The sequence below is a fragment of the Streptomyces sp. NPDC001904 genome (genome assembly GCF_040297005.1).
In the GTDB taxonomy this organism is placed as follows: Bacteria; Actinomycetota; Actinomycetes; order Streptomycetales; family Streptomycetaceae; genus Streptomyces.
This window is the reverse complement of sequence record NZ_JBEOYI010000001.1, coordinates 477,636-498,610: the sequence shown is the minus strand read 5'-3', so window position 1 is coordinate 498,610 and position 20,975 is coordinate 477,636. Positions and strand designations below refer to the sequence as shown.

General features: G+C 70.7%; 18 protein-coding genes, 1 tRNA gene and 1 riboswitch. Of the genes, 6 read left to right on the top strand and 13 right to left on the bottom strand.

Annotated elements, in window-relative coordinates; genetic code table 11:
• The first annotated feature begins 163 nt into the window (after window positions 1-163).
• The 3 genes from ABT127_RS02200 to ABT127_RS02190 all read left to right on the top strand — a co-directional run bounded on the left by ABT127_RS02200 (window position 164) and on the right by ABT127_RS02190 (window position 3,594).
• Window positions 164-1,180, top strand: a complete 1,017-nt coding sequence (locus tag ABT127_RS02200; protein WP_351443958.1) for an SGNH/GDSL hydrolase family protein — start codon at window positions 164-166, stop codon at window positions 1,178-1,180.
• Window positions 1,181-1,332: 152 nt separating this feature from the next.
• Window positions 1,333-2,553, top strand: a complete 1,221-nt coding sequence (locus tag ABT127_RS02195) for an acetyl-CoA C-acetyltransferase (RefSeq protein ID WP_351443957.1) — start codon at window positions 1,333-1,335, stop codon at window positions 2,551-2,553.
• Between the two features lie 234 nt (window positions 2,554-2,787).
• Entirely contained in the window at window positions 2,788-3,594 is an 807-nt protein-coding gene (locus tag ABT127_RS02190) for a hypothetical protein (RefSeq protein WP_351444056.1), read from the top strand.
• A 308-nt stretch (window positions 3,595-3,902) separates the two neighbouring features.
• On the opposite strand, the gene ABT127_RS02185 is transcribed toward ABT127_RS02190, so the two are convergent.
• Window positions 3,903-4,217 (bottom strand): hypothetical protein, encoded by a 315-nt coding sequence (locus ABT127_RS02185; protein WP_351443956.1) that lies wholly within the window; start codon window positions 4,215-4,217, stop codon window positions 3,903-3,905.
• An 87-nt stretch (window positions 4,218-4,304) separates the two neighbouring features.
• On the opposite strand from ABT127_RS02185, the gene ABT127_RS02180 reads away from it, so the two are divergent.
• Entirely contained in the window at window positions 4,305-4,535 is a 231-nt protein-coding gene (locus ABT127_RS02180; RefSeq protein WP_351443955.1) for a DUF4287 domain-containing protein, read from the top strand.
• Between the two features lie 82 nt (window positions 4,536-4,617).
• Here ABT127_RS02180 and ABT127_RS02175 read toward each other — a convergent pair whose 3' ends face one another.
• From ABT127_RS02175 to ABT127_RS02165, 3 genes are all read right to left on the bottom strand, one after another.
• The gene (locus ABT127_RS02175; RefSeq protein WP_351443954.1) at window positions 4,618-5,514 is read right to left on the bottom strand and encodes a Bax inhibitor-1/YccA family protein; all 897 of its coding nucleotides are present in this window, start codon (window positions 5,512-5,514) and stop codon (window positions 4,618-4,620) included.
• Between the two features lie 136 nt (window positions 5,515-5,650).
• Window positions 5,651-6,826 (bottom strand): 4-hydroxybenzoate 3-monooxygenase, encoded by a 1,176-nt coding sequence (locus tag ABT127_RS02170; protein WP_351443953.1) that lies wholly within the window; start codon window positions 6,824-6,826, stop codon window positions 5,651-5,653.
• 248 nt (window positions 6,827-7,074) lie between these two features.
• A tRNA-Leu gene (locus ABT127_RS02165) sits at window positions 7,075-7,157 on the bottom strand.
• A 407-nt stretch (window positions 7,158-7,564) separates the two neighbouring features.
• Between ABT127_RS02165 and ABT127_RS02160 the strand changes: the two genes are divergently transcribed.
• Window positions 7,565-8,335, top strand: a complete 771-nt coding sequence (locus ABT127_RS02160; RefSeq protein ID WP_351443952.1) for an ABC transporter ATP-binding protein — start codon at window positions 7,565-7,567, stop codon at window positions 8,333-8,335.
• Between the two features lie 135 nt (window positions 8,336-8,470).
• A complete protein-coding gene (locus ABT127_RS02155; RefSeq protein WP_351443951.1) occupies window positions 8,471-11,011 on the top strand; it encodes an ABC transporter permease in 2,541 nt (846 codons plus the stop codon).
• Between the two features lie 70 nt (window positions 11,012-11,081).
• On the opposite strand, the gene ABT127_RS02150 is transcribed toward ABT127_RS02155, so the two are convergent.
• From ABT127_RS02150 to ABT127_RS02110, 9 genes are all read right to left on the bottom strand, one after another.
• Window positions 11,082-12,392, bottom strand: coding sequence for a class I SAM-dependent methyltransferase (locus ABT127_RS02150; protein ID WP_351443950.1), 1,311 nt, complete (start codon window positions 12,390-12,392; stop codon window positions 11,082-11,084).
• 230 nt (window positions 12,393-12,622) lie between these two features.
• The gene (locus ABT127_RS02145; RefSeq protein ID WP_351443949.1) at window positions 12,623-14,032 is read right to left on the bottom strand and encodes an NAD(P)/FAD-dependent oxidoreductase; all 1,410 of its coding nucleotides are present in this window, start codon (window positions 14,030-14,032) and stop codon (window positions 12,623-12,625) included.
• 378 nt (window positions 14,033-14,410) lie between these two features.
• On the bottom strand, window positions 14,411-15,145 hold the full coding sequence (locus ABT127_RS02140; RefSeq protein ID WP_351443948.1) for a hypothetical protein: 735 nt from the start codon (window positions 15,143-15,145) through the stop codon (window positions 14,411-14,413).
• A gap of 41 nt (window positions 15,146-15,186) precedes the next feature.
• The gene (locus ABT127_RS02135; protein ID WP_351443947.1) at window positions 15,187-16,131 is read right to left on the bottom strand and encodes a Ppx/GppA phosphatase family protein; all 945 of its coding nucleotides are present in this window, start codon (window positions 16,129-16,131) and stop codon (window positions 15,187-15,189) included.
• Window positions 16,128-16,664 (bottom strand): DUF501 domain-containing protein, encoded by a 537-nt coding sequence (locus tag ABT127_RS02130; protein WP_351443946.1) that lies wholly within the window; start codon window positions 16,662-16,664, stop codon window positions 16,128-16,130. Before ABT127_RS02130 ends, ABT127_RS02135 begins: the two co-directional genes overlap by 4 nt.
• 24 nt (window positions 16,665-16,688) lie before the next feature.
• Window positions 16,689-17,186: an FtsB family cell division protein gene (locus ABT127_RS02125; RefSeq protein WP_351443944.1), complete on the bottom strand. Its 498-nt coding sequence runs from the start codon at window positions 17,184-17,186 to the stop codon at window positions 16,689-16,691.
• Window positions 17,187-17,309: 123 nt separating this feature from the next.
• A complete protein-coding gene (gene eno / locus ABT127_RS02120; protein ID WP_026245643.1) occupies window positions 17,310-18,590 on the bottom strand; it encodes a phosphopyruvate hydratase in 1,281 nt (426 codons plus the stop codon).
• 280 nt (window positions 18,591-18,870) lie between these two features.
• Window positions 18,871-19,572, bottom strand: coding sequence for a transglycosylase family protein (locus ABT127_RS02115; protein WP_351443942.1), 702 nt, complete (start codon window positions 19,570-19,572; stop codon window positions 18,871-18,873).
• A 4-nt stretch (window positions 19,573-19,576) separates the two neighbouring features.
• A riboswitch (cyclic di-AMP (ydaO/yuaA leader) is annotated at window positions 19,577-19,734 on the bottom strand.
• 181 nt (window positions 19,735-19,915) lie between these two features.
• Window positions 19,916-20,923 (bottom strand): transglycosylase family protein, encoded by a 1,008-nt coding sequence (locus ABT127_RS02110; protein ID WP_351443940.1) that lies wholly within the window; start codon window positions 20,921-20,923, stop codon window positions 19,916-19,918.
• Window positions 20,924-20,975 lie beyond the last annotated feature (52 nt).

Genomic DNA, 20,975 nt, shown 5'->3' with positions numbered 1-20,975 from the left:
TGTCCTGCTGGATGTCCAGTTGCGGGATGCCGCCAGAGTATGGCGCGCACCGGGCCTTCATCTCCCCTTGCGATTGACCGACGGTGATTACGGGGCAAGGAGTTCATGGAGCCGTAAGAAAGTCCCATCACAGTCGCATCGCAAGGGCAGGTGGCCGCAGAACATGTCGAGCAGGGCGAGGGTGGCACGGCGGATCGCCGCGGGTGCGGCGTACGGCGGGGGCGGGATCGGGCTGATCGGGGCCGCCGCGGTCGGGGTGGTGGTCGCGGAGGTGCAGATGGCCCGGCGCCAGGTCGGCAACCACGGTCCCGAACCGGTCCATGTGCCGTCCGCCGACGGGCTGTACGGCCGGGTCTACGACGCCGTGGGCAGCGATCCGCTGCGGTTCGCGGTGCTCGGCGACTCCACGGCCGCGGGGCAGGGCGTGCACCGGGCCCGGCAGACGCCGGGGGCGCTGCTCGCCTCGGGGCTCGCGGCGGTGGCGGAGCGCGCGGTGGAGCTGCGCAACGTGGCGCTGCCCGGCGCCCAGTCCGACGACCTCGACCGGCAGGTCGCGCTGGTCCTCGCCGATCCGGGCTGGCTGCCCGACGTCTGCGTGATCATGATCGGTGCGAACGACGTCACCCACCGGATTCCGGCGACCAAGTCGGTACGTCATCTGTCGGCCGCCGTACGACGGCTGCGCACGGCCGGGGCCGAGGTCGTCGTCGGCACCTGTCCCGACCTGGGCTCGGTGGAGCCGGTGCAGCAGCCGCTGCGCTGGATCGCCCGGCGGGCCTCGCGGCAGCTGGCCGCCGCGCAGACCATCGGCACCGTGGAGCAGGGCGGGCGCACGGTGTCGCTGGGGGATCTGCTGGGGCCGGAGTTCTCGGCGAACCCCCGCGAGCTGTTCGGGCCGGACAACTTCCATCCGTCCGCCGAGGGGTATGCGACGGCGGCGATGGCGGTGCTGCCGACGCTGTGTGCCGCGCTCGGTCTGTGGCCGGAGGAGGAGCGGCCCGACGTGGCCCGGGAGGAGGGGTTCCTGCCGGTGGCGCGGGCTGCCGTGCGGGCTGCCGCCGAGGGCGGCACCGAGGTCACGGGGGCCATGCCCACGGGGCCGCGAGGCCCCTGGGCCCTCCTCAAGCGCCGGCGCCGCCGCCGCGTCCCCACCCAGGACCCGACCCCGGTCACGCCCTAGCCCCGGCTGCGATCATCAGGAGACGCTGGCTGAGCAAGCGCTTAGAAAAATGCGGTCGGAGTCACATGCCCGAGGCCGTGACCCGCGCCATACGTACAGGTAACTTCCCACACGGTCCCACCTGAAAAGGTCAACGAACTCCTGGAGCCGTGATGCCCGAAGCAGTGATCGTCTCAGCCGCCCGTTCCCCGATCGGCCGTGCCTTCAAGGGCTCGCTCAAGGATCTGCGCGCGGACGACCTGACCGCCACGATCATCCAGGCGGCCCTCGCCAAGGTCCCCGAGCTCGACCCGCACGACATCGACGACCTGATGCTCGGCTGCGGCCTCCCCGGCGGCGAGCAGGGCAACAACCTCGGCCGGATCGTCGCCGTCCAGATGGGCATGGACCACCTGCCGGGCTGCACCATCACCCGGTACTGCTCCAGCTCCCTGCAGACGACGCGGATGGCGCTGCACGCGATCAAGGCGGGCGAGGGCGACGTCTTCATCTCGGCCGGCGTGGAGATGGTGTCGCGGTTCGCGAAGGGGAACTCCGACTCGCTCCCCGACACCCGCAACCCCTTCTTCGCCGAGGCGGAGGCCCGCACGGCGGCCGTCGCCCAGCAGGAGGGCACGACCTGGCACGACCCGCGCGAGGACGGCCTGGTCCCGGACGCGTACATCGCGATGGGCCAGACCGCGGAGAACCTGGCGCGCCTGAAGGGCATCACCCGCGAGGACATGGACCGCTTCGGCGTCCGCTCGCAGAACCGCGCCGAGGAAGCCATCAAGAACGGCTTCTGGGAGCGGGAGATCACCCCGGTCACCACCCCCGACGGCACGGTCGTCAGCAAGGACGACGGCCCGCGCGCGGGCGTCACCCTGGAGGGCGTCTCGGGCCTGAAGCCGGTCTTCCGCCCGGACGGACTGGTCACGGCCGGCAACTGCTGCCCGCTCAACGACGGCGCCGCCGCCCTCGTGATCATGTCCGACACCAAGGCCCGCGAGCTGGGCCTGACCCCGCTCGCCCGCGTGGTGTCGACCGGCGTCTCCGGCCTGTCCCCCGAGATCATGGGCCTCGGCCCGGTGGAGGCCAGCAAGCAGGCGCTCAAGCGCGCCGGGCTCGGCGTCTCCGACATCGACCTGTTCGAGATCAACGAGGCGTTCGCCGCCCAGGTCATCCCGTCCGCCCGCGACCTGGGCATCGACGAGGACAAGCTGAACGTGAACGGTGGCGCCATCGCCGTCGGCCACCCCTTCGGCATGACCGGCGCCCGCATCACCGGCACGCTGATCAACAGCCTCCAGTTCCACGACAAGCAGTTCGGCCTGGAGACCATGTGCGTCGGCGGCGGCCAGGGCATGGCGATGGTCATCGAGCGCCTGAGCTGACCTGAATTCGGCTATCTGTTCGTGATCGAAATTCCCCCATGATGTGATCTACGTCATGGGGGAAACCCGTTTTCGCAGGTCAGGTCGGTACCCAGGCCATAACAGGGCTAAACGCCCGGCCAAAAGACCTGTCCAATTCGTGACGTAATGCACTGACAGCAGGTTCTTACAGGCTTCAAGCTGATGTAGGAAGTCGGGGGTCGACTTGAAACCGGGAGTACGTCAGTGAGCGCCATGCCTGCCACCCTCAGTGTCCTGCTGCTCGCCTCGGCCGCTGCCACGGCCGTCGGCGCCGTCACTCTGCACCACGTGCGGGGTCTGCGCCGGCAGCTGGCGGATCTGAGAGACGAGCTGGCCCGGGACCGCGCGACCACCGCGCGCTCGGCCACCGTTCCGGCGGCCCGCACCACCAGCGACACCGACGCGATACGTGCCGCGGTCGCCGACGCGCTCGCCGAGGAGCGGGAGCGGGAGCTGGCCGAGGCGCGGGCGTTCTGGGCGGCGCAGGAGGCGCGGGACGGCTCCGACCTGCCGCCGTTCCTCGCGGGCGGCACGCTGGGCGAGGAGTTCTTCATGCCCCGGCAGGCCGATTTCGCGGGCCTGGAGCCGGTCGCCGAGCCGGTGCTCGAGCCCCTCCTCGAGTCCGAGGACGAGTTCGCCGGGGACTCCCCCGAGCTGGCCGCCGCGCGGCGCCGGCACCCCTCGCACCCGGACTTCGTGCCGGTGCAGTCGCCGGTCGTCAGCGATCACGAGCGCACGGTGGCCTGTCTGGAGGAGCTGGCGCAGGCCCGCACGGCTCTCGCCGACGTGCGGCCCGGGCCGCTCGGCACGCTCGATGTCTATGTCTTCACCGACGGGACGACGCTGTGCATGACCCCGGGGCACCGGGAGACCGCGGAGCGGCTCGCCGACGCGCTCCGTTCCGGCGACGCGCCGGTGCTGCTCGGGGGCTCCGGGGTCTCGGGCGCCTATGCCCTGACCTTCGAATGCGGTGCCGACTCCGTCTACATCCTGGCCGACCGAGTCATAGCCTCCGCCTGACCGCATCCGCGGGAAACCTGGACCACTCGCCTCCCCGCGCCCCGGTGGGGGCTGGTCGCGCAGTTCCCCGCGCCCCTGGGTTGTCTTTCGTCCGCAGGCCGGTGGCCGCTTCTCGCGCAGTTCCCCGCGCCCCTGAGGCAGGCGCTTCGCGCCGCCTCCCCTTGAGGCTGCGCTGCGCGCGCCTCTCCATCAGAGGCGCGGCTTCGTCGCGCCTCTGTCGATGAGATGGCGCACGCAGTGCGCATCTCAGGGGCGCGGGGAACTGCGCGACCAGCCACGACGGTGGCGCGGGCGACGGATCAGGCGGACTAGACCCCGGCCCGCTTCATTGCCGACTCCACCATTTCGACAGCCCGTACAAGATCATCGGCATCGCGCAGAGCCACCCCGAGATCCCGCCCCGCAACGGTGAGTTGATCAGCGGCGGCGAACATCCCCGCATCCGGCATCACCCGCACCGCCCCCGCCCCCGGCTCCTCCAACCGCTGGGCCCACCCGGACAACTCCCGGGCCAGCTCAAGAGCCGCCGCGGCGGCCCCTCGCTGCAACCGGCTCTGCGGCGCGGCCCGCAGCCGGTCCGCGAACTGATCCACCGCGTCCGTCAAAGGCGTCGTATCAAGCACTCGGCGACTGTAGCTGTTTACAAGGCCCTGTCGCTCAGGCACGGTGACGTGAAGACCCGGCAACATCGAAGCGTTCCGGAGGCGCCGATGTCCCAAGTCTTCTCCGAGGAGACCCACCGCAACCTGCTCGCCCGCATCCCCCACTGCACCGGTCGTGAAGTCGCCGACTGGCTGCGCACCGTAGAAGAAGGCCCGTGCTTCTTCCGTTTCGAGGAGAAGGTCAGCTGGCTGCGCGGGGAGCACGACCTCGCGTACGGCCACGCCAAGGCGATCGTCCACGAGTACGACCTGAGGCGCGCGGCCCGGCGGTTCGGATAACCGCCGCGACTCCCCCGCACGCATACGGCGAAGGGCCCGCGCACCGAGGTGCGCGGGCCCTTCCACTGCCGTCGGGCGACCGTCAGTCGTTGCCCTGAAGGATCGCGATGAGCCGCAGGAACTCCATGTAGATCCAGACCAGGGTCATGGTCAGACCGAACGCGGCCAGCCACGCCTCTTCCTTCGGGGCGCCGTACGCGATGCCGTCCTCGACCTGCTTGAAGTCGAGGGCCAGGAAGCACGCGCCGAGGAGCACGCCGATGATGCCGAACAGGATGCCGAGGCCACCGCTGCGGAAGCCGAGGCCGTCGCCGCCGCCGAAGACCGCGAACAGCAGGTTCACGGCCATGAGCAGGACGAAGCCCATCGCCGCGGCCATCACGAAGCCGTAGAAGCGGCGGTTGACGCGGATCCAGCCCGCCTTGTAGGCGACGAGGACCGCGACGAACACGGCCATCGTGCCGAGCACGGCCTGCATGGCCGCGCCGCTCTTGACGTAGTTGTCGACGATGCTCGACAGGACGCCGAGGAAGACGCCTTCAAGGGCGGCGTACGCCAGGATGATCGGCGGGGACGCCTTGCGCTTGAACGCCTGGACGAAGCCGAGCACCATCGCGATCAGTCCGGAGACGATCGCGATGCCGTACGACTTGCCGATGTTCGCCTCGTCGACCGGCAGCAGCGCCCAGGCGAGCGCCGCGGTGACGACCAGGAGGCCGAGGGTGGTCGCGGTACGCATGACGACGTCGTCCATCGTCATGCGGCCGGTGGTGGCCGGCGCCTGCGGTGCGCCGTACTGGACGTCCGCCTGTGCGTACGGGTTCTGCGCGTACGGGTTGCCCGCGGGGGCCTGCGCGTACGGGTTACCTTCGGCCGTGCCGACAGCGGGGCCCCCGGCCTGCGGCTGCGCGTTGAACTGCGCGTAGCCGTTGTCGCGGCTGAACCCCCGTCGCGAGAAGACCGGGTTGCTGCTCCTCATTTCACTCCTCCGTGGCCACCGTGTATGGCCTTGCCATCAAGAGTAATGGTCTGGCAAAGATACGACCCTAGTGCTCAAGGAGGATCTTTCCCGTCCTGTGACGGAGGAACGTCGCGGGGCCCCAGGGTGTTCCGCCTCACAGCGGGAAGCCGGTGTACCCCTCCGCCAGGTCCGTCTCGGCGGAGCGTGCCGTGGTCACGCGGTCGAGGCGGGCGAGCTGGATCCTGTCGTCGAAGGCGGTGGCGTCGGGTGCGCGGTGCAGCATCGTCGTCATGGCGTAGCTGAACCGTTCGGCCTGCCAGACCCGCCGCAGGCAGGTCTCGGAGTACGTGTCGAGGGGCGTGGCGTCCCCCGTGTCGCGCAGGGCGATCAGGGCGCGGGCGAAGGTGACGACGTCGCCGACGGCGAGGTTGAGGCCCTTGGCGCCGGTCGGCGGGACGATGTGGGCGGCGTCCCCGGCGAGGAAGAGCCGGCCGTGCCGCATCGGTTCGTGCACGTACGACCGCATGGGTGTCACGGACGTCGAGGTGACGGGTCCGCGGGCGAGCCGCCACCCCGGGTCGTCGACCTCCAGGCGGCGGTCGAGCTCGTCCCAGATCTCCTCGGCGGACCAGTCGGCGGCGTCGGTGTCCGCGGGGACCTGGAGGTAGGCGCGGGTGACCGTGGGCGAGCGCATGCTGAGCAGGGCGAAGCCGCGGTCGCTGCGGGCGTAGACCAGCTCGTCGTGGGAGGGGGCGACGTCGGCGAGGATGCCGAGCCAGCCGAAGGGGTACGTGCGCTCGTACGTGCGGGAGAGCGCGGCCGGCACCGCCTCCCTGGACACGCCCCAGAATCCGTCGCAGCCGACCACGTAGTCGCAGTCGAGGACGTCCTCGCGGCCCTCGTGCCGGAACCGGACGCGCGGCCGGTCCGTCTCCGCGCCCTCCACGGCCAGCGCCTCCGCCTCGAACAGCAGGGGCCCGCCGTCCGCGAGCCGGGCGGCGATCAGGTCCTTGCAGACCTCGGTCTGGGCGTAGACCATCACCTGCCGGCCGCCGGTCAGGGCCGGGAAGTCGACGCGGTGGCGGCGGCGGTCGAAGCGCAGCTCGATGCCGTCGTGCGGCAGCCCCTCGCGGTCCATCCGGGCGCCGACGCCCGCCTCGCGCAGCACGTCGACGGTGCCCTGCTCCAGGATTCCGGCGCGCTGGCGCTGTTCCACGTAACGGCGGTCGCGGCTCTCCAGGACGACGGACTCGATCCCGGCGTTGTGCAGCAGCCGGGCCAGGAGCAGCCCTGCCGGTCCCGCTCCGACGATGCCGACGGTGGTGCGCATACGGATCCCTCTCGCCTCGCCTCATTGCGTGCGCCCGCATCCCCGTCCGCCCCTCGCGTTCGCGCAGCGAACTTTCGTTCATTGCGGGTTGCCGTGGATCATCCGCCGGGCCAGGCGTGAGTGTCAATGGTCGGGGCACACGGGGAGAGCGGACCGCACGGGACGGCGGGGCCGCGGAGGAGAGTGACGACGGCATGTGACAGTGCGTCAGGCAGCCGCCAGGGGGGCCGCCGCGCATGCGCCGGAGGTGCCCGGAACCGGACTTGAACCGGTACGCCCGCGAAGGGCAGCGAGGTTTAAGCTCGCCGTGTCTGCATTCCACCATCCGGGCAGGCTGAGCGGCTCCGCGTCGACCTTCCGAGCCTATCCGGCGGCATCCCCCGAACAGCGGAACAACCTCCCGATGTTGTCTTATTTTATTGACGTCTGAGGGTGCATCAGCCCATGACCGAGGCTATCCGCACATGCCGGGGGCCCTTCCGCGCGCGCGTGCCCCCACTCGGTGATTGACGGGATTTCACCTCCGCCCCACGTGCGGTACGACAGGTTCCGCTCAGCACGGCGCCCGGGCGGTGCTCTCAGGGTCCCGTGTCATACCTGGGGATGACACCGGCGCTCCCGGTCCGCCGGAAGTCGCCCCCCGGAACGGGAACTGCGGCTGACTTCAGCGGCGCCATCGGCACGGACGATGGGACCAGTCCCCCGATCACCTCCCCCGACGGACAGGAGCACCCACCCGTGACCACCACCCCGCTCGCAGGCCGGACCACCACGGCGGCCGCCCGCGCCACGGATCTCTCCAAGATCTACGGACAGGGCGAGACCCAGGTGGTCGCGCTCGACCGGGTCTCCGTCGAGTTCCGGCAGGCCGAGTTCACCGCGATCATGGGTCCGTCCGGCTCGGGCAAGTCGACGCTGATGCACTGCGTCGCGGGCCTGGACACCTTCTCCTCCGGCTCCGTCCGCATCGGCGACACCGAACTCGGCACGCTCAAGGACAAGCAGCTCACCAAGCTCCGCCGGGACAAGATCGGCTTCATCTTCCAGGCGTTCAACCTGCTGCCGACGCTGACCGCCCTGGAGAACATCACGCTCCCCATGGACATCGCGGGCCGCAAGCCCGACAAGCAGTGGCTGGAGAACGTGATCCAGATGGTGGGCCTCTCCGGCCGCCTCGGCCACCGCCCCTCGCAGCTCTCCGGCGGCCAGCAGCAGCGCGTGGCGGTCGCCCGCGCGCTCGCCTCCCAGCCCGAGATCATCTTCGGCGACGAGCCCACCGGAAACCTCGACTCGCGCTCCGGCGCCGAGGTCCTCGGCTTCCTGCGCAACTCCGTCCGTGAGCTCGGCCAGACGGTCGTCATGGTCACCCACGACCCCGTCGCGGCGGCCTACGCGGACCGCGTGGTCTTCCTCGCCGACGGCCGGATCGTCGACGAGATGCACCAGCCGACGGCGGACACGGTCCTGGACCGCATGAAGCGCTTCGACACCAAGGGCCGCACGAGCTAAGCGCCCCGGAGGGGCGCGGGGAACTGCGCGAGCAACCACGACGCACCCCGCACCCGCAGACCGACCACAGCCCCTACGGCGCGAAGGCGCCGGGCCGGGGCACCGCCCCGCCGAACCCTGGACTGGCAGAAACACATGTTCCGTACAGCCCTGCGCAACGTGTTCGCGCACAAGGCCCGCCTCCTGATGACGGTCCTCGCCGTCATGCTCGGCGTCGCCTTCGTCAGCGGCACCCTCGTCTTCACCAACACCATCTCCTCCGCGCTGGAGAAGTCCTCCGCCAAGGGCTTCGACCACGTCGACGTCGCGCTCACGCCCGGCTCCACCAAGGCCGAGGGCGACAAGGTCAGCAAGGAGGTGAAGCTGACCGACGCCACCCTGAAGAAGGCCGGGAGCGTGCCGGGCGCCGCCTCGGCGACCGGCGTCGTCAGCGGCTACGCGGCCGTCGCCGACCAGGACGGCAAGCTCGTCGGCAACGGCTTCTCCACCAAGGGCGGCAACTACGCCGGCTCCGCCGGCAAGCCCGACGACCGCTACCCGCTGGCGCAGGGCACCGCCCCGCACGGGAAGAACCAGGTCGCCCTGGACTCCGAGACCGCCGAGCGCGCCGGGTACAAGGTCGGCGACCAGGTCCGGATGTCGGTCGACGGCCCCGTCCTCACCCCGACCCTGACCGGCATCTTCACCACCGACGACGGCAACGTCGCGGCGGGCGGCTCCCTCGCCCTGTTCGACACGGCGACGGCGCAGCAGCTCTTCCACAAGCCGGGCGCGTACGACGAGATCGACGTCAAGGCCGCGGCCGGCACCAGCCAGGACCGGCTGAAGTCCCAGCTCGACAAGGCGCTCGACGGCGCCGCGGTGCACACCGAGACCGGTCAGCAGCTTGCCGACGACCAGGCGGAGTCGATCGCCACGTCGATGAGCTCCATGAAGACGATGCTGCTGGTCTTCGCCGGGATCGCGCTCTTCGTCGGCATCTTCATCATCGCCAACACCTTCACGATGCTGGTCGCCCAGCGCACCAAGGAACTGGCCCTGATGCGCGCGGTCGGCGCCTCGCGCCGCCAGGTCACCCGGTCCGTGCTCCTGGAGGCGTTCGTCGTGGGCGCCGTCGCCGCCGTCACCGGCCTCGCGGTCGGCATCGGCATCGGCGCCGGGATGCGCGCGCTGATGAACGGCACCGGCGCGGTCATCCCCGACGGCCCGCTGGTGATCTCGCCCAGCACCGTGGTCTCCGCGCTCGTCGTCGGCGTCCTCGTCACCATGCTGGCCGCCTGGCTGCCGGGCCGCCGTGCCGCGCGGATCCCCCCGGTCGCCGCCATGAACGCGGTGCACGCGGCCCCGACCGCCAAGTCGCTGGTGCTGCGCAACACGCTCGGCGCGCTGGTCTCCGCCGCCGGTGTCGTGGCCGTGCTCGCCGCGACGACCATGAGCGGCAGCTCCGGCCAGGCCCCCATGGGCCTCGGCGCGGGCCTGCTCGTCATCGGCGTCTTCATCCTGACGCCGCTGCTGTCGCGCCCGCTGATCGCCGCCGCGGCCCCGCTGCTGCGCGTCTTCGGCATCTCCGGCAAGCTGGCCCGCCTGAACTCGGTCCGCAACCCGCGCCGCACCGCCGCCACCGCCTCGGCCCTGATGATCGGGCTGACCCTGATCACCGGCCTCACGGTGATCGCGGGCAGCGTCCAGGGCGCGATCGACAAGATGGCCGCCGACTCCATCAAGGCGGACTACGTCGTCTCGATGGCGAACGGCAACCCGCTCTCCCCCGACGTCCTGAAGACCCTGGACGGCACGGACGGGGTCACCGCCAGCACCGGCCTCGCCAACTCGCCCTCCCGCGTCGACGGCAGGACCGAGTACCTGACCGGGGTGAACGGCAGGACGATCCGGCAGCTCGCCGCGCTCGACATGAACAGCGGCCGGTTCACCGTCGGCGGCTCGGACATCGTGGTCGACGACAAGACGGCGAAGGAGTACGGCTGGAAGACCGGCTCGTCCTTCACCACGACCTACGAGGACGGCCGGAAGCAGCGGCTCACCGTCGCGGGCGTCTACGAGGGCAACGAGATGATGCAGGGCGTCCTGATCGACTCGGCGACCCTGACCCCGCACGTCGACGGCACCGCCACCGACATGCAGGTCATGGTGAAGATGTCCGGCGGCGCCACCGAGGCCAACCAGGACCGGCTCACCAAGGCCCTCGGCGACAACCCGGCGATCCAGGTCCAGGACAAGCAGGACATCTCCAATCAGATCGCTCAGATCTTCACGCTGATGCTGAACATGCTCTACGGCCTGCTCGCGATGGCGGTCATCGTCGCGGTCCTCGGTGTCATCAACACCCTGGCCATGTCGGTCTTCGAGCGTCAGCAGGAGATCGGGATGCTCCGCGCGATCGGCATCGACCGCAAGGGCATCAAGCGCATGGTCCGCCTGGAGTCCCTGGTGATCTCCCTGTTCGGCGGCGTGCTCGGCATCGGCCTGGGCGTGTTCTTCGGCTGGGCGGCCGGACAGCTGATCGGCAACTCGATGGCGACGTACGAACTGATCCTGCCGTGGGGCCGGATGGGCATCTTCCTGGCGCTGGCCGCCGTGGTCGGCATCCTGGCGGCCCTGTGGCCGGCCCGCCGCGCGGCCCGGCTGAACATGCTCGCCGCGATCAAGTCCGAGTAGCGGAGACCCGCACACGCGAAGGGGGCGCCCGGTGGATCACCGGGCGCCCCCTCGGCGTACGAGCGGGGTGCTAGTTCCAGGTCCGCGCTCGCAGCGGCATCCCCGACGCCCCGGACGGCGGGGTCTTCACGGCGAGGATCTGGTTGACGCCGATCCGGTTGCGCTCGAAGCTCAGGGCCGACGCGGCCATGTACAGCCGCCAGATCCTGGCCCGGCCGGGGCTGACCAGTTTCAGCGCCTCGGCCCAGCGGGCCTCCAGGTTCCGCACCCACTGGCGCAGGGTGAGGGCGTAGTGCTCCCGGATCGCCTCGATGTCGCGGACCTCGAACCCGGCCCGCTCCAGGAGCCCGGCCGTGCTGCCGACGGGCGCCAGCTCCCCGTCGGGGAAGACGTACGCGTCGATGAACTCGTCGACCTCGTACGCCGACTCGTCGCGCTGCGGACGCCGCGCGATCTGGTGGTTGAGCAGCCGCCCGCCGGGGACCAGGAGGGCGTACAGGTCCTGCGCGTACTCCAGGTACCGGTCGGCGCCCACGTGCTCGGCCATGCCGATGGAGGAGATCGCGTCGTACGGGCCGTCGCGCACATCGCGGTAGTCCTGGACGCGGATCTCCACGCGGTCGGTCAGCCCCTCGTCGGCGACGCGCTTGCGGGCGTACGCGGCCTGTTCCTGCGAGAGGGTGACGCCGACGACGCTCACCCCGTGCTCGCGGGCGGCGTGGATGGCCATGGAGCCCCAGCCGCAGCCGACGTCGAGCAGCCGCATTCCGGGCTTCAGGGCGAGCTTGCGGGAGATCAGCTCCAGCTTGTCGCGCTGTGCGGATTCGAGCGTCGCGTCCGGGCCGTCCGCGGCTTCCCAGTAGGCGCACGAGTAGACCATCGAGGGGCCGAGGACCAGCTCGTAGAAGTCGTTGCCGACGTCGTAGTGGTGGCTGATGGCCTGCTTGTCGCTGCCCTTGGTGTGCAGGTGGAGGCGGCCCTTGCGGCGCCTCTCCTCGGCGGGCGGCGCGGGCGGCGGGTACGGGCCCGCCAGCTTCACCAGTTCGCGCGCCCCGGCCCGGACGCCCGGGTCCCTGAGCGCCTCGGCGAGGCTCCTGCGCGGGGCATCGTCGTCGTGCTCCCAGATGAGACCCGCCATCGCGTCCAGGGCCTCGTACAGGTCGCCCTCGACGTCCAGGTCGCCGGCCACCCAGGCGCGGGCCAGGCCGAGTTCGCCCGGCTTCCACAGCAGGCGGCGCAGGGCGCGCCGGTGGCGGACGACGAGGGCGGGGGCGTCCGGCGGGCCGGCCTCGGAGCCGTCCCAGGCGCGCAGGCGCACGGGAAGTTCAGTGCCGAGCAGCTGCTCGGCGAGGTTCTTCAGCCGCTGTGCGGCGTCCTGCATGGCGCACACCTCCGTTGCGTCGGAGATACCGGAGCGCCCCGAGAACGGGGTCCGGTCCAACAGCAGGTAAACACCAACCGCCCGGCTCCGCAGTCCCGTTACCGGGTTACGGATGGGCAAAATACATGTAGCCACCATGTAATTCGTCCGGTTGCGCCGCCCGGAAACGCCGAAGGGACCGCCTGCACCACGGATGGCAGGCGGCCCCTTCGGGCTGGTACGGCGTGCGGCTAGGAGGCCTTGGCCTCGGCCTTCTTCTCGGCCTTCTCCTCGACCTTGGGCGCCTCGGCCGCGGCGGGCTTGGGCGCCGGCTTGGCGGCCTCGTAGAACTCCTCGCGCGGAGTCTCCAGGGCGCCGAGCGCGGTGATGTCGCGCTTCTGGAACATGTTGATCGTCCACTCGGCGATCACACGGATCTTGCGGTTGTACGTCGGCATGGCCATGCCGTGGTAGCCACGGTGCATGTACCAGGCGAGACGGCCCTTGAGCTTGATCTTCATCTTGCCCATGACGATCATCGCGACGCCCTTGTGCAGGCCCAGACCGGCGACCGCACCCTTGTTGGCGTGCTTGTACTCGCCCTGCGGGAAGCCCCGCATGCCCGAGACCACGTTGTCCGCGAGGACCTTGGCCTGACGCATGGCGTGCTGCGCGTTCGGCGGGCACCAGGCGTTCTCGTTGCCGTTGGCACGGCCGACCAGGTCCGGGACCTGGGCGTTGTCGCCCGCGGCCCAGATGTAGTCGGTGCCCTGCACCTGGAGGGTGGCGGCGGTGTCCACGTGGCCGCGCGGGCCGAGCGGGAGACCGAAGCGGGCGAGCGCCGGGTTCGGCTTCACACCGGCGGTCCACACGATGGTGTTGGCGTCGACCTCCAGGCCGTTGCTGAGCACCACGTGACCGTCGACGCAGGACGGCATCGTCGTCTTCAGGTAGACCTCGATACCGCGCGACTCGAGGTGCTTGCGGCCGTACGTGCCCAGGTCCGGGCCGACCTCCGGCAGCACCTTGTCGGCGGCGTCGACGAGCACGAAGCGCATGTCCTCGCGCTTCACGTTCTTGTAGAACTTGGCCGCGTCGCGCGCCAGGTCCTCGACCTCACCGATGGTCTCGGCGCCCGCGAAGCCACCGCCGACGAAGACGAAGGTGAGCGCCTTGCGGCGGATCTCCTCGTCCGTGGTCGACTCGGCCTTGTCGAGCTGCTCGAGCACGTGGTTGCGCAGGCCGATGGCCTCCTCGACACCCTTCATACCGATGCCGACCTCGGCGAGGCCCGGCGTCGGGAAGGTGCGGGAGACCGCGCCGAGCGCGATCACCAGGTAGTCGAAGGGCACCTCGTACGCCTCGCCGACGAGCGGGGCGACCGTGGCGACCTTGCGGTCCTGGTCGATGGTGGTGACGCGGCCGGTGAGAATCTCGGCTCCCGGCACAGCGCGTCGCAGCGGGACGACGACGTTGCGCGGCGAGATGCTGCCGGCGGCGGTCTCGGGGAGGAAGGGCTGGTACGTCATGTACGAGCGCGGGTCCACGACCGTGACGGTCGCTTCCGCGTAACGCATCTTCTTGAGGATGCGACGCGCTGCGTACAGGCCTACGTACCCACCCCCGACAATGAGGATCCTGGGACGCTCCGTGGTGCTCATGCCATCGAGTATCCACCCGAGTGGAGGGGGGTGCTCGTGCGCCCCTTCACAAGGTTCGACGACCCCTCTGCTACACTTCGCCGCCCACGTGACCCATGTCATGGTCGGCCAGGGGAACCGCACGGCCCCGCCAGTCGTTGCACACCCCTCTTGAGCAGCGACGGTGGGCATTCGGCGGCACTGGACCACTCCCGGATTTCATCCGCGCGTAACACCCGTGGAACCCGGCGGACCCCCTTCGCCGGAGCCCTTCGCGGGCCCCGGACGGACCCAAGGGCCCGTAACGGCGTCCAACAGGGCCGAATTCCTTGTGAAGAACTTCACGAAGTTTCCCGACGGGGTGTCGCCGGAGGGTGTGGCGTCCCCCTTTCGGGGTGCTCAGACGCCGTGCGGCGCGCTCAGAAGTGGCGCTTTCGCGGCCCTGCGCTCCTGCCGCCACCGCCACCAGGCGAGGGCGAATCCGAGGCCCGCGAGCAGCGCGGGGACGGCCAGTGCGACGGCGAGGGACGCCATCCAGTCGGGGTTCAGCTGCTTCGTGATGCCACTGGTGTAGCGGCAGGTCGCCTGGGGCGGCAGAAAGCCGGGGTCCAGGGTCCGCGGCACCTCGGAACCCCAGTCCGCCCCTCTCGCGCAGGCCGAGGAGGGACCGGCCAGGAGCCGCCACCCCACCAGCGCGTAGAACCCGGCGAAGACCGAGCCGGTCACGAAGAACGCCGTGCCGGTACGGCCCAGCTTGGCCGCCCTGGACATCGGCATCACGTGATCACGGCCCGGGGCCGGCTCGAAGCACTCGGCGACCAGCGCCACCAGCAGACAGCCCACGAACCCCGCCATGGCCAGCCACAGCAGCGCGGCGAGCGGCCACCGCCCGCCGACGGACGTGACGTCCCCGCCGGCGAACTCGCAGACCGTCGCGGGCGGGAACGCCTGCTGACGCACCTCGCCGAGGGCGCCGGGCCCCTTGGTGATCCCCTGCATGCACCGCTCGTCGAACTCCAGCATTCCGAAGAGCGCGAGCCCCGAGCAGACCACCAGGGCACTGAGGCAGATCCCTGCCACGGCCCACAGCGGATCGGTCCGATAGGCGCCGTACCGCGCCGTCGTCTCCCCCATGCGCGGCACCCTACAAGGGGGCCGCGCCGCGGGGACCGGGGTCAGGCCACGGACCAGGCGATCCCGTCCAGGATGTCGTGCTCGCTGACCACGACCTCGTCCGCGCCGATCCACTCCATGATCAGGCGGAGCACCAGCGCGCCGGAGGCGATCACGTCGACCCGGCCGGGGTGGATGACCGGCTTCAGGGCGCGCTGGTCGTGGGTCGAGGTCAGGAGCCAGTCGGTGAGCTCGGCGACCTTGGCGTAGGAGATGCGGGAGTGGTGGATCGCCGTCGAGTCGTAGGCGGTCAGGCCGAGGGCCAGGGCCGCCACCGTCGTCACCGAACCGGCCAGGCCCACCAGGGTGCGGGCCGAGCGGATCGGGACGGTCTGCGTGACCCGGTCGAGGGCCTCGGTGATGTCGGCGCGGATCGCCGCGATCTGCCCGGCGGTGGGCGGGTCGGTGATCCGCCCGTCCTCGCCCGCGAGGTGCCGCTCGGTCATCCGGACGCAGCCGATGTCGACGGAGAGGGCCGACTCCACGGTGTCGTCGCCGACCACGAACTCGGTCGACCCGCCGCCGATGTCCACGACCAGGTAGGGCGTGTCGAGGTCGGCGCGGCCGGTCAGTTCCTTCGTCGCACCCGTGAAGGAGAACTGGGCCTCCTGGTCGCCCGTGATCACCTCGGGCTCGACGCCCAGGATGTCCAGGACGCCCTGGACGAACTCGTCGCGGTTCTCGGCGTCGCGGGACGCCGACGTCGCGACGAAGCGGACCTTCTCGGCCCCGAGTTCCTTGATCACCGCGGCGTACTCGCGGCAGGCGGCGAAGGTGCGCTCCAGCGCCTCCGGGGCCAGCCGGCCCGTCCGGTCGACGCCCTGGCCGAGCCGGACGATCGTCATCCGGCGGTCCAGGTCGACCAGCTCGCCCGTCCGCGGGTTCGCGTCCGCGACGAGGAGCCGGATCGAGTTCGTACCGCAGTCGATGGCCGCCACGCGGGTCATTCGCTCTCCTCCGCCACGCCGCAGGCGCTCACGCACGGCCCCTTCTTCCACCACTCGGGCAGCATCGCGATCGCCTCGTCGCCGAGCGGGTTCACACCCGGGCCAGCCGCCAGGGAGTGGCCGACCAGCACGTGCAGGCACTTCACACGGTCCGGCATGCCGCCCGCGCTGGGGAAGCCCTCCAGGACCTCGATGGCGTCGCGGCGGGCGAGGTAGTCCTCGTGGGCCGCGCGGTACTTCGCCGCCAGGTCCTCGTCCGTCTTGAGGCGCTCCGTCATCTCTTTCATGACGCCGTTGGCCTCCAGCGTGCCGATGGCGGAGGCCGCGCGGGGGCACGTCAGGTAGTACGTCGTCGGGAACGGAGTGCCGTCCTCCAGACGCGGGGCCGTCTCGACCACGTCCGGGTTGCCGCAGGGGCAGCGGTGGGCGATGGCGCGCAGGCCGCGCGGCGGGCGGCCGAGCTGCTCCTTGAACGCGTGGATGTCGGCGTCCGTGGGCTCGGTGCGCTCGGTCTGGGGCGGGGGCGTGTCCATGACTGTTCTCGGGTGTCTTTCGTGTCAGTTGGCTGCCTGGTCGGCCTTGTCGACGCCGTCCCAGACGTTCGAGTACCAGGCGCGCTCGGCCGGGCTCTGGTCCGGGCGCCCGGAGGTGGTGGCCCGCGCGTCGGGCACCACGTAGCCGGTCTCGCCCGGCATCACCATGTGCAGGCGCTCCCGGATCCGCTGCTCGGCGTACGCGTCGTCCTGCCAGCGGGCCTTCTCGTCGCGGAGCCGGTCGACCCGGTCCTTGGCCTGCTGCTGCTGGCGCTGGAGGTCCGCGATCTCGCCGCGCTGGGAGACGTACTGCCGCATGGGATAGGCGAGCGCGACGACGAGGGTGCAGACGACCAGGGCGAGCAGCGCCGCGCGGCCGGTCAGCCGGGAGCGTCGCGCCTGGCGCTTGGTCTGCGACCGGTAGACCCGCTCCGCGGTCTGCTCGCCGAGCAGGCGCAGACGGGTCGCCGTGGAGAAGCGGGCCGAGTCGTCACGGCCCCTGTCTCGGAGCTTTCCCGGCATGGCTCCTCCGCCTCCCCGTCCGACTGCCTGGCTGTGTTCCTACGTGCGTACGTCCCCGCACACGGTACGGGACCGAGTGCGGGGACGTACGGAACTACCGCCTCAAGCGGGCGTCAGGAGCGGTCAGCCCTTGAAGCGGGGGAAAGCGCTGCGGCCGGCGTAGACGGCCGCGTCGTCCAGGATCTCCTCGATGCGCAGGAGCTGGTTGTACTTGGCGACGCGCTCGGAGCGGGCCGGGGCGCCGGTCTTGATCTGGCCGCAGTTCGTGGCGACGGCGAGGTCCGCGATCGTCACGTCCTCGGTCTCGCCCGAGCGGTGCGACATCATGCACTTGAAGCCGTTGCGCTGGGCCAGCTCGACGGCGTCCAGGGTCTCGGTGAGCGAGCCGATCTGGTTGACCTTCACCAGGAGGGCGTTGGCCGAGTTCTCCTCGATGCCGCGGGCGAGGCGCTCCGGGTTGGTGACGAACAGGTCGTCGCCGACGAGCTGGACCTTGTCGCCCAGCTTCTCGGTGATGACGTTCCAGCCGGCCCAGTCGTCCTCGTACAGCGGGTCCTCGATGGAGACGAGCGGGTACGCGGAGACGAGCTCCTCGTAGTACTCGGTCATCTCGGCCGCCGAGCGCTCCTTGCCCTCGAACTGGTACTTGCCGTCCTTGTAGAACTCGGAGGCGGCGACGTCCAGCGCGAGCGCGATCTGCTGGCCGGGGATGTAGCCGGCCTCCTTGATCGCTTCGAGGATGAGGTCGAGCGCGGCGCGGTTCGACTCCAGGTTCGGGGCGAAGCCGCCCTCGTCGCCGAGGCCGGTGGACAGGCCCTTGGTCTTCAGCACCTTCTTGAGGGTGTGGTAGACCTCGGCGCCCCAGCGAAGGGCCTCGGAGAAGGACTCCGCGCCGATCGGGGCGATCATGAACTCCTGGATGTCGACGTTGGAGTCGGCGTGCGACCCACCGTTGAGGATGTTCATCATCGGGACGGGCAGCAGGTGCGCGTTCGGGCCACCGAGGTAGCGGAACAGCGGCAGGTCGGACGCCTCGGAGGCGGCGTGCGCGACGGCGAGCGAGACGCCGAGGATGGCGTTGGCGCCCAGCGAGCCCTTGTTGTCCGTGGCGTCCAGGTCGAACATCGCCTGGTCGATGAGGCGCTGCTCGGTGGCGTCGTAGCCGACGAGCTCCGGGCCGATCTGCTCGATGACGGCGAGAACGGCCTTCTCGACGCCCTTGCCGAGGTAACGGTTGGGGTCACCGTCGCGGAGTTCGATGGCCTCGAAGGCTCCGGTGGAGGCGCCGGACGGAACAGCAGCACGACCCGTGCTGCCGTCGTCGAGGCCGACCTCGACCTCGACCGTGGGGTTGCCTCGGGAGTCCAGGATTTCCCGGGCTACGACGACGTCGATGGACGGCACGAGCATCTCCTTCTGGGATGTGACGCGGACTGTGCGGGGCCGGATGGTTCGGTCCCGACCCACTGAGCCTAACCGGCTCCGGGGCATCGGCCAGCCGACCGCCCGGCTCGTGGACAACGCCCAGAGCGAAATGTTTCTTAACGGAACAAAGACAGCAGCCCCCGCCCGCTGCATGGGGCGGGGGCTGCTCAGGTGAGCGGCCCACTGGGGGGTGGGGACGGGGGTGCGGCCGGGGGCTCGGCGTCCGCCGATGCCGGGCCCGCGGCACTCCCGCGGGGTCCTACTTCAGGTGGAGCTGCTGGCCCGGGAAGATCAGGTCGGCGTCCTTGACGATGTCCTTGTTGAGCTTGAACACCTTCTGCCAGCTCGTGCCGTGCGCGTCGGCGATCTTGCTGAGGGTGTCGCCGGTCTTGACCTTGTACTCGCCGTCACCCTTCTCGACCTTCTGGCCGGTGGGGGTGGTCACGGTGTCGCGCGACTGCGAGCGGGAGGCGACCGAGGAGTCGGTGTGCTGCTCCGTCGACTTCTGCTCCTGCTGCTGCGGCTGGCTCTGCTGCTGCTGCGACTGCTGGGTGTCCTGCTGCGGGGCCGGGGCGGAGTTGCCCGTGGAGGCGCCGGACAGGTTCACGCCGCAGCTCGGCCAGGCGCCCTTGCCCTGCGAGGCGAGGACCTTCTCGGCGACCGAGATCTGCTGGGCCTTGGAGGCGCCGGCGGCGGAGGACGCGTACTGCGTGCCGCCGTAGGCCGCCCAGGTGGACGGGGAGAACTGGAGGCCACCGGAGAAGCCGTTGCCCGTGTTGATCGACCAGTTGCCACCGGACTCGCACTGCGCGACCTGGTCCCACTCGGAGGTGGAGGCGGCGGAGGCGGACGTGGCGCCCATCAGCGGGACGGCGACGGCGGCACCGGCGACACCGGCGAGCGTGGCGACACGGACAGCCTTGGACGGGCGGCGGTGCTTGCCCTTGCTGGAAAGCAGCATGGAGAGATCCCCTCACCGACGCCTACGAGGTGAGCTGTCGGGTTCGGACCAGTGAGTGCCCGGCCGCGCATCCTTGTGCGCGACTTAACCCCTAGCCCCTCCGGTCTCCCGGGAGGGCGGCTTACCTGGGTCCCCCGCTCCTGCCTACGGCGCTGACGCGTCGACTGTTCCCGTACGGACGTTGGCAGGATTCGGCGTGACGTCCGTCGGGGCCCGCTGTGGCGAGCGGTGACGACCGTAAGCAGTGGATCCGCCCGATTTCAAAGACGATCAGGGTCTTTGAGACTCATGTCTCACTCGAACAAAAGCGGACATACAAGCCTCAAAGACCCCGTAACTCCCGCTACTTTTCGACCGATTCGGGCCCAAGATCCAGACTCTGACCAGGGAGGATGAGGTCGGGGTCGGTGCCGACCGTCTTCTTGTTCGCGTCGTAGAGCGCGGACCACCCGCCGCGCACGTCGTGGGCGTCGGCGATGTCCCAGAGGCTGTCACCCGAGCGGACCACGTAGGCCTCGTCGTCGCGCTGTTCGCCGCGGGAGGCGTGACGGCCGTCCCCCGTACGCGAGTCGGCGTCGTCGGCGGCGGGGTCGCCCCGGTGGCGGCCACCGGACGAGGCGCCCTCGGAGCCGCTGGAGTCGGTGGCGGCCGGGGAGTTCGACGGGGCGGTGCCGGACGGGGTCGACGCGTCGTCGTCCGCGCTGTTACCGCCGGTATCGGCGGAGCTGTCGGCTGACGCCCCGTCGGACGCCTCGTCCGACGGCCGGCTCGACGCGTCCTGCGTCGCCTCGTCTGACGCGTCGTCGGACGACTTGCCCGAAGCCTTGCCGGACGACTTGCCCGACGCCTTGTCCGATGCGCCGGACTCGTCGTGATTCTTGTCTCCGGAATCCGCGTCGGAGTCCGCGTTCGCGTCGGCCGAGTCCGACGGCTGCGGGGTGGCACTGGCACCCGGGTCGACGTCCGCCGAGCCGTCGCCCTTGGCGAGCCCCGCCGTGACCGAGCAGCCCGGCCAGGCGGTCGGCCCCTTGTCGTCGAGGACCTTCTCGGCGACGGCTATCTGCTGCGAGCGGCTGGCCTGGTCGGCCCGCGGCGCGTAGTCGAGCCCGCCGTACTGCTCCCAGACCTCCTGCGAGAACTGCAGGCCGCCGTAGTAGCCGTCGCCCGAGTCCAGGCTCCACTGCCCGCCGCTCTCGCACTCGGCGACCTTGTCCCACGTGGTGGCCGTCGCCGCGCCCGCGCCCGTCGCGCCCAGCAGCGGGATCGCGATGGCGCTGCCGGTGACTCCGGCGGCGACGACGAGAGCAGGGGCCTGGCGGGGGCGACGGTGTCGGCCGTTCCCGGAGAGCATGCGGTTGCCTTTCGCGAGACTGATACTGCTGCACGCGACAGGGTGGATGTGT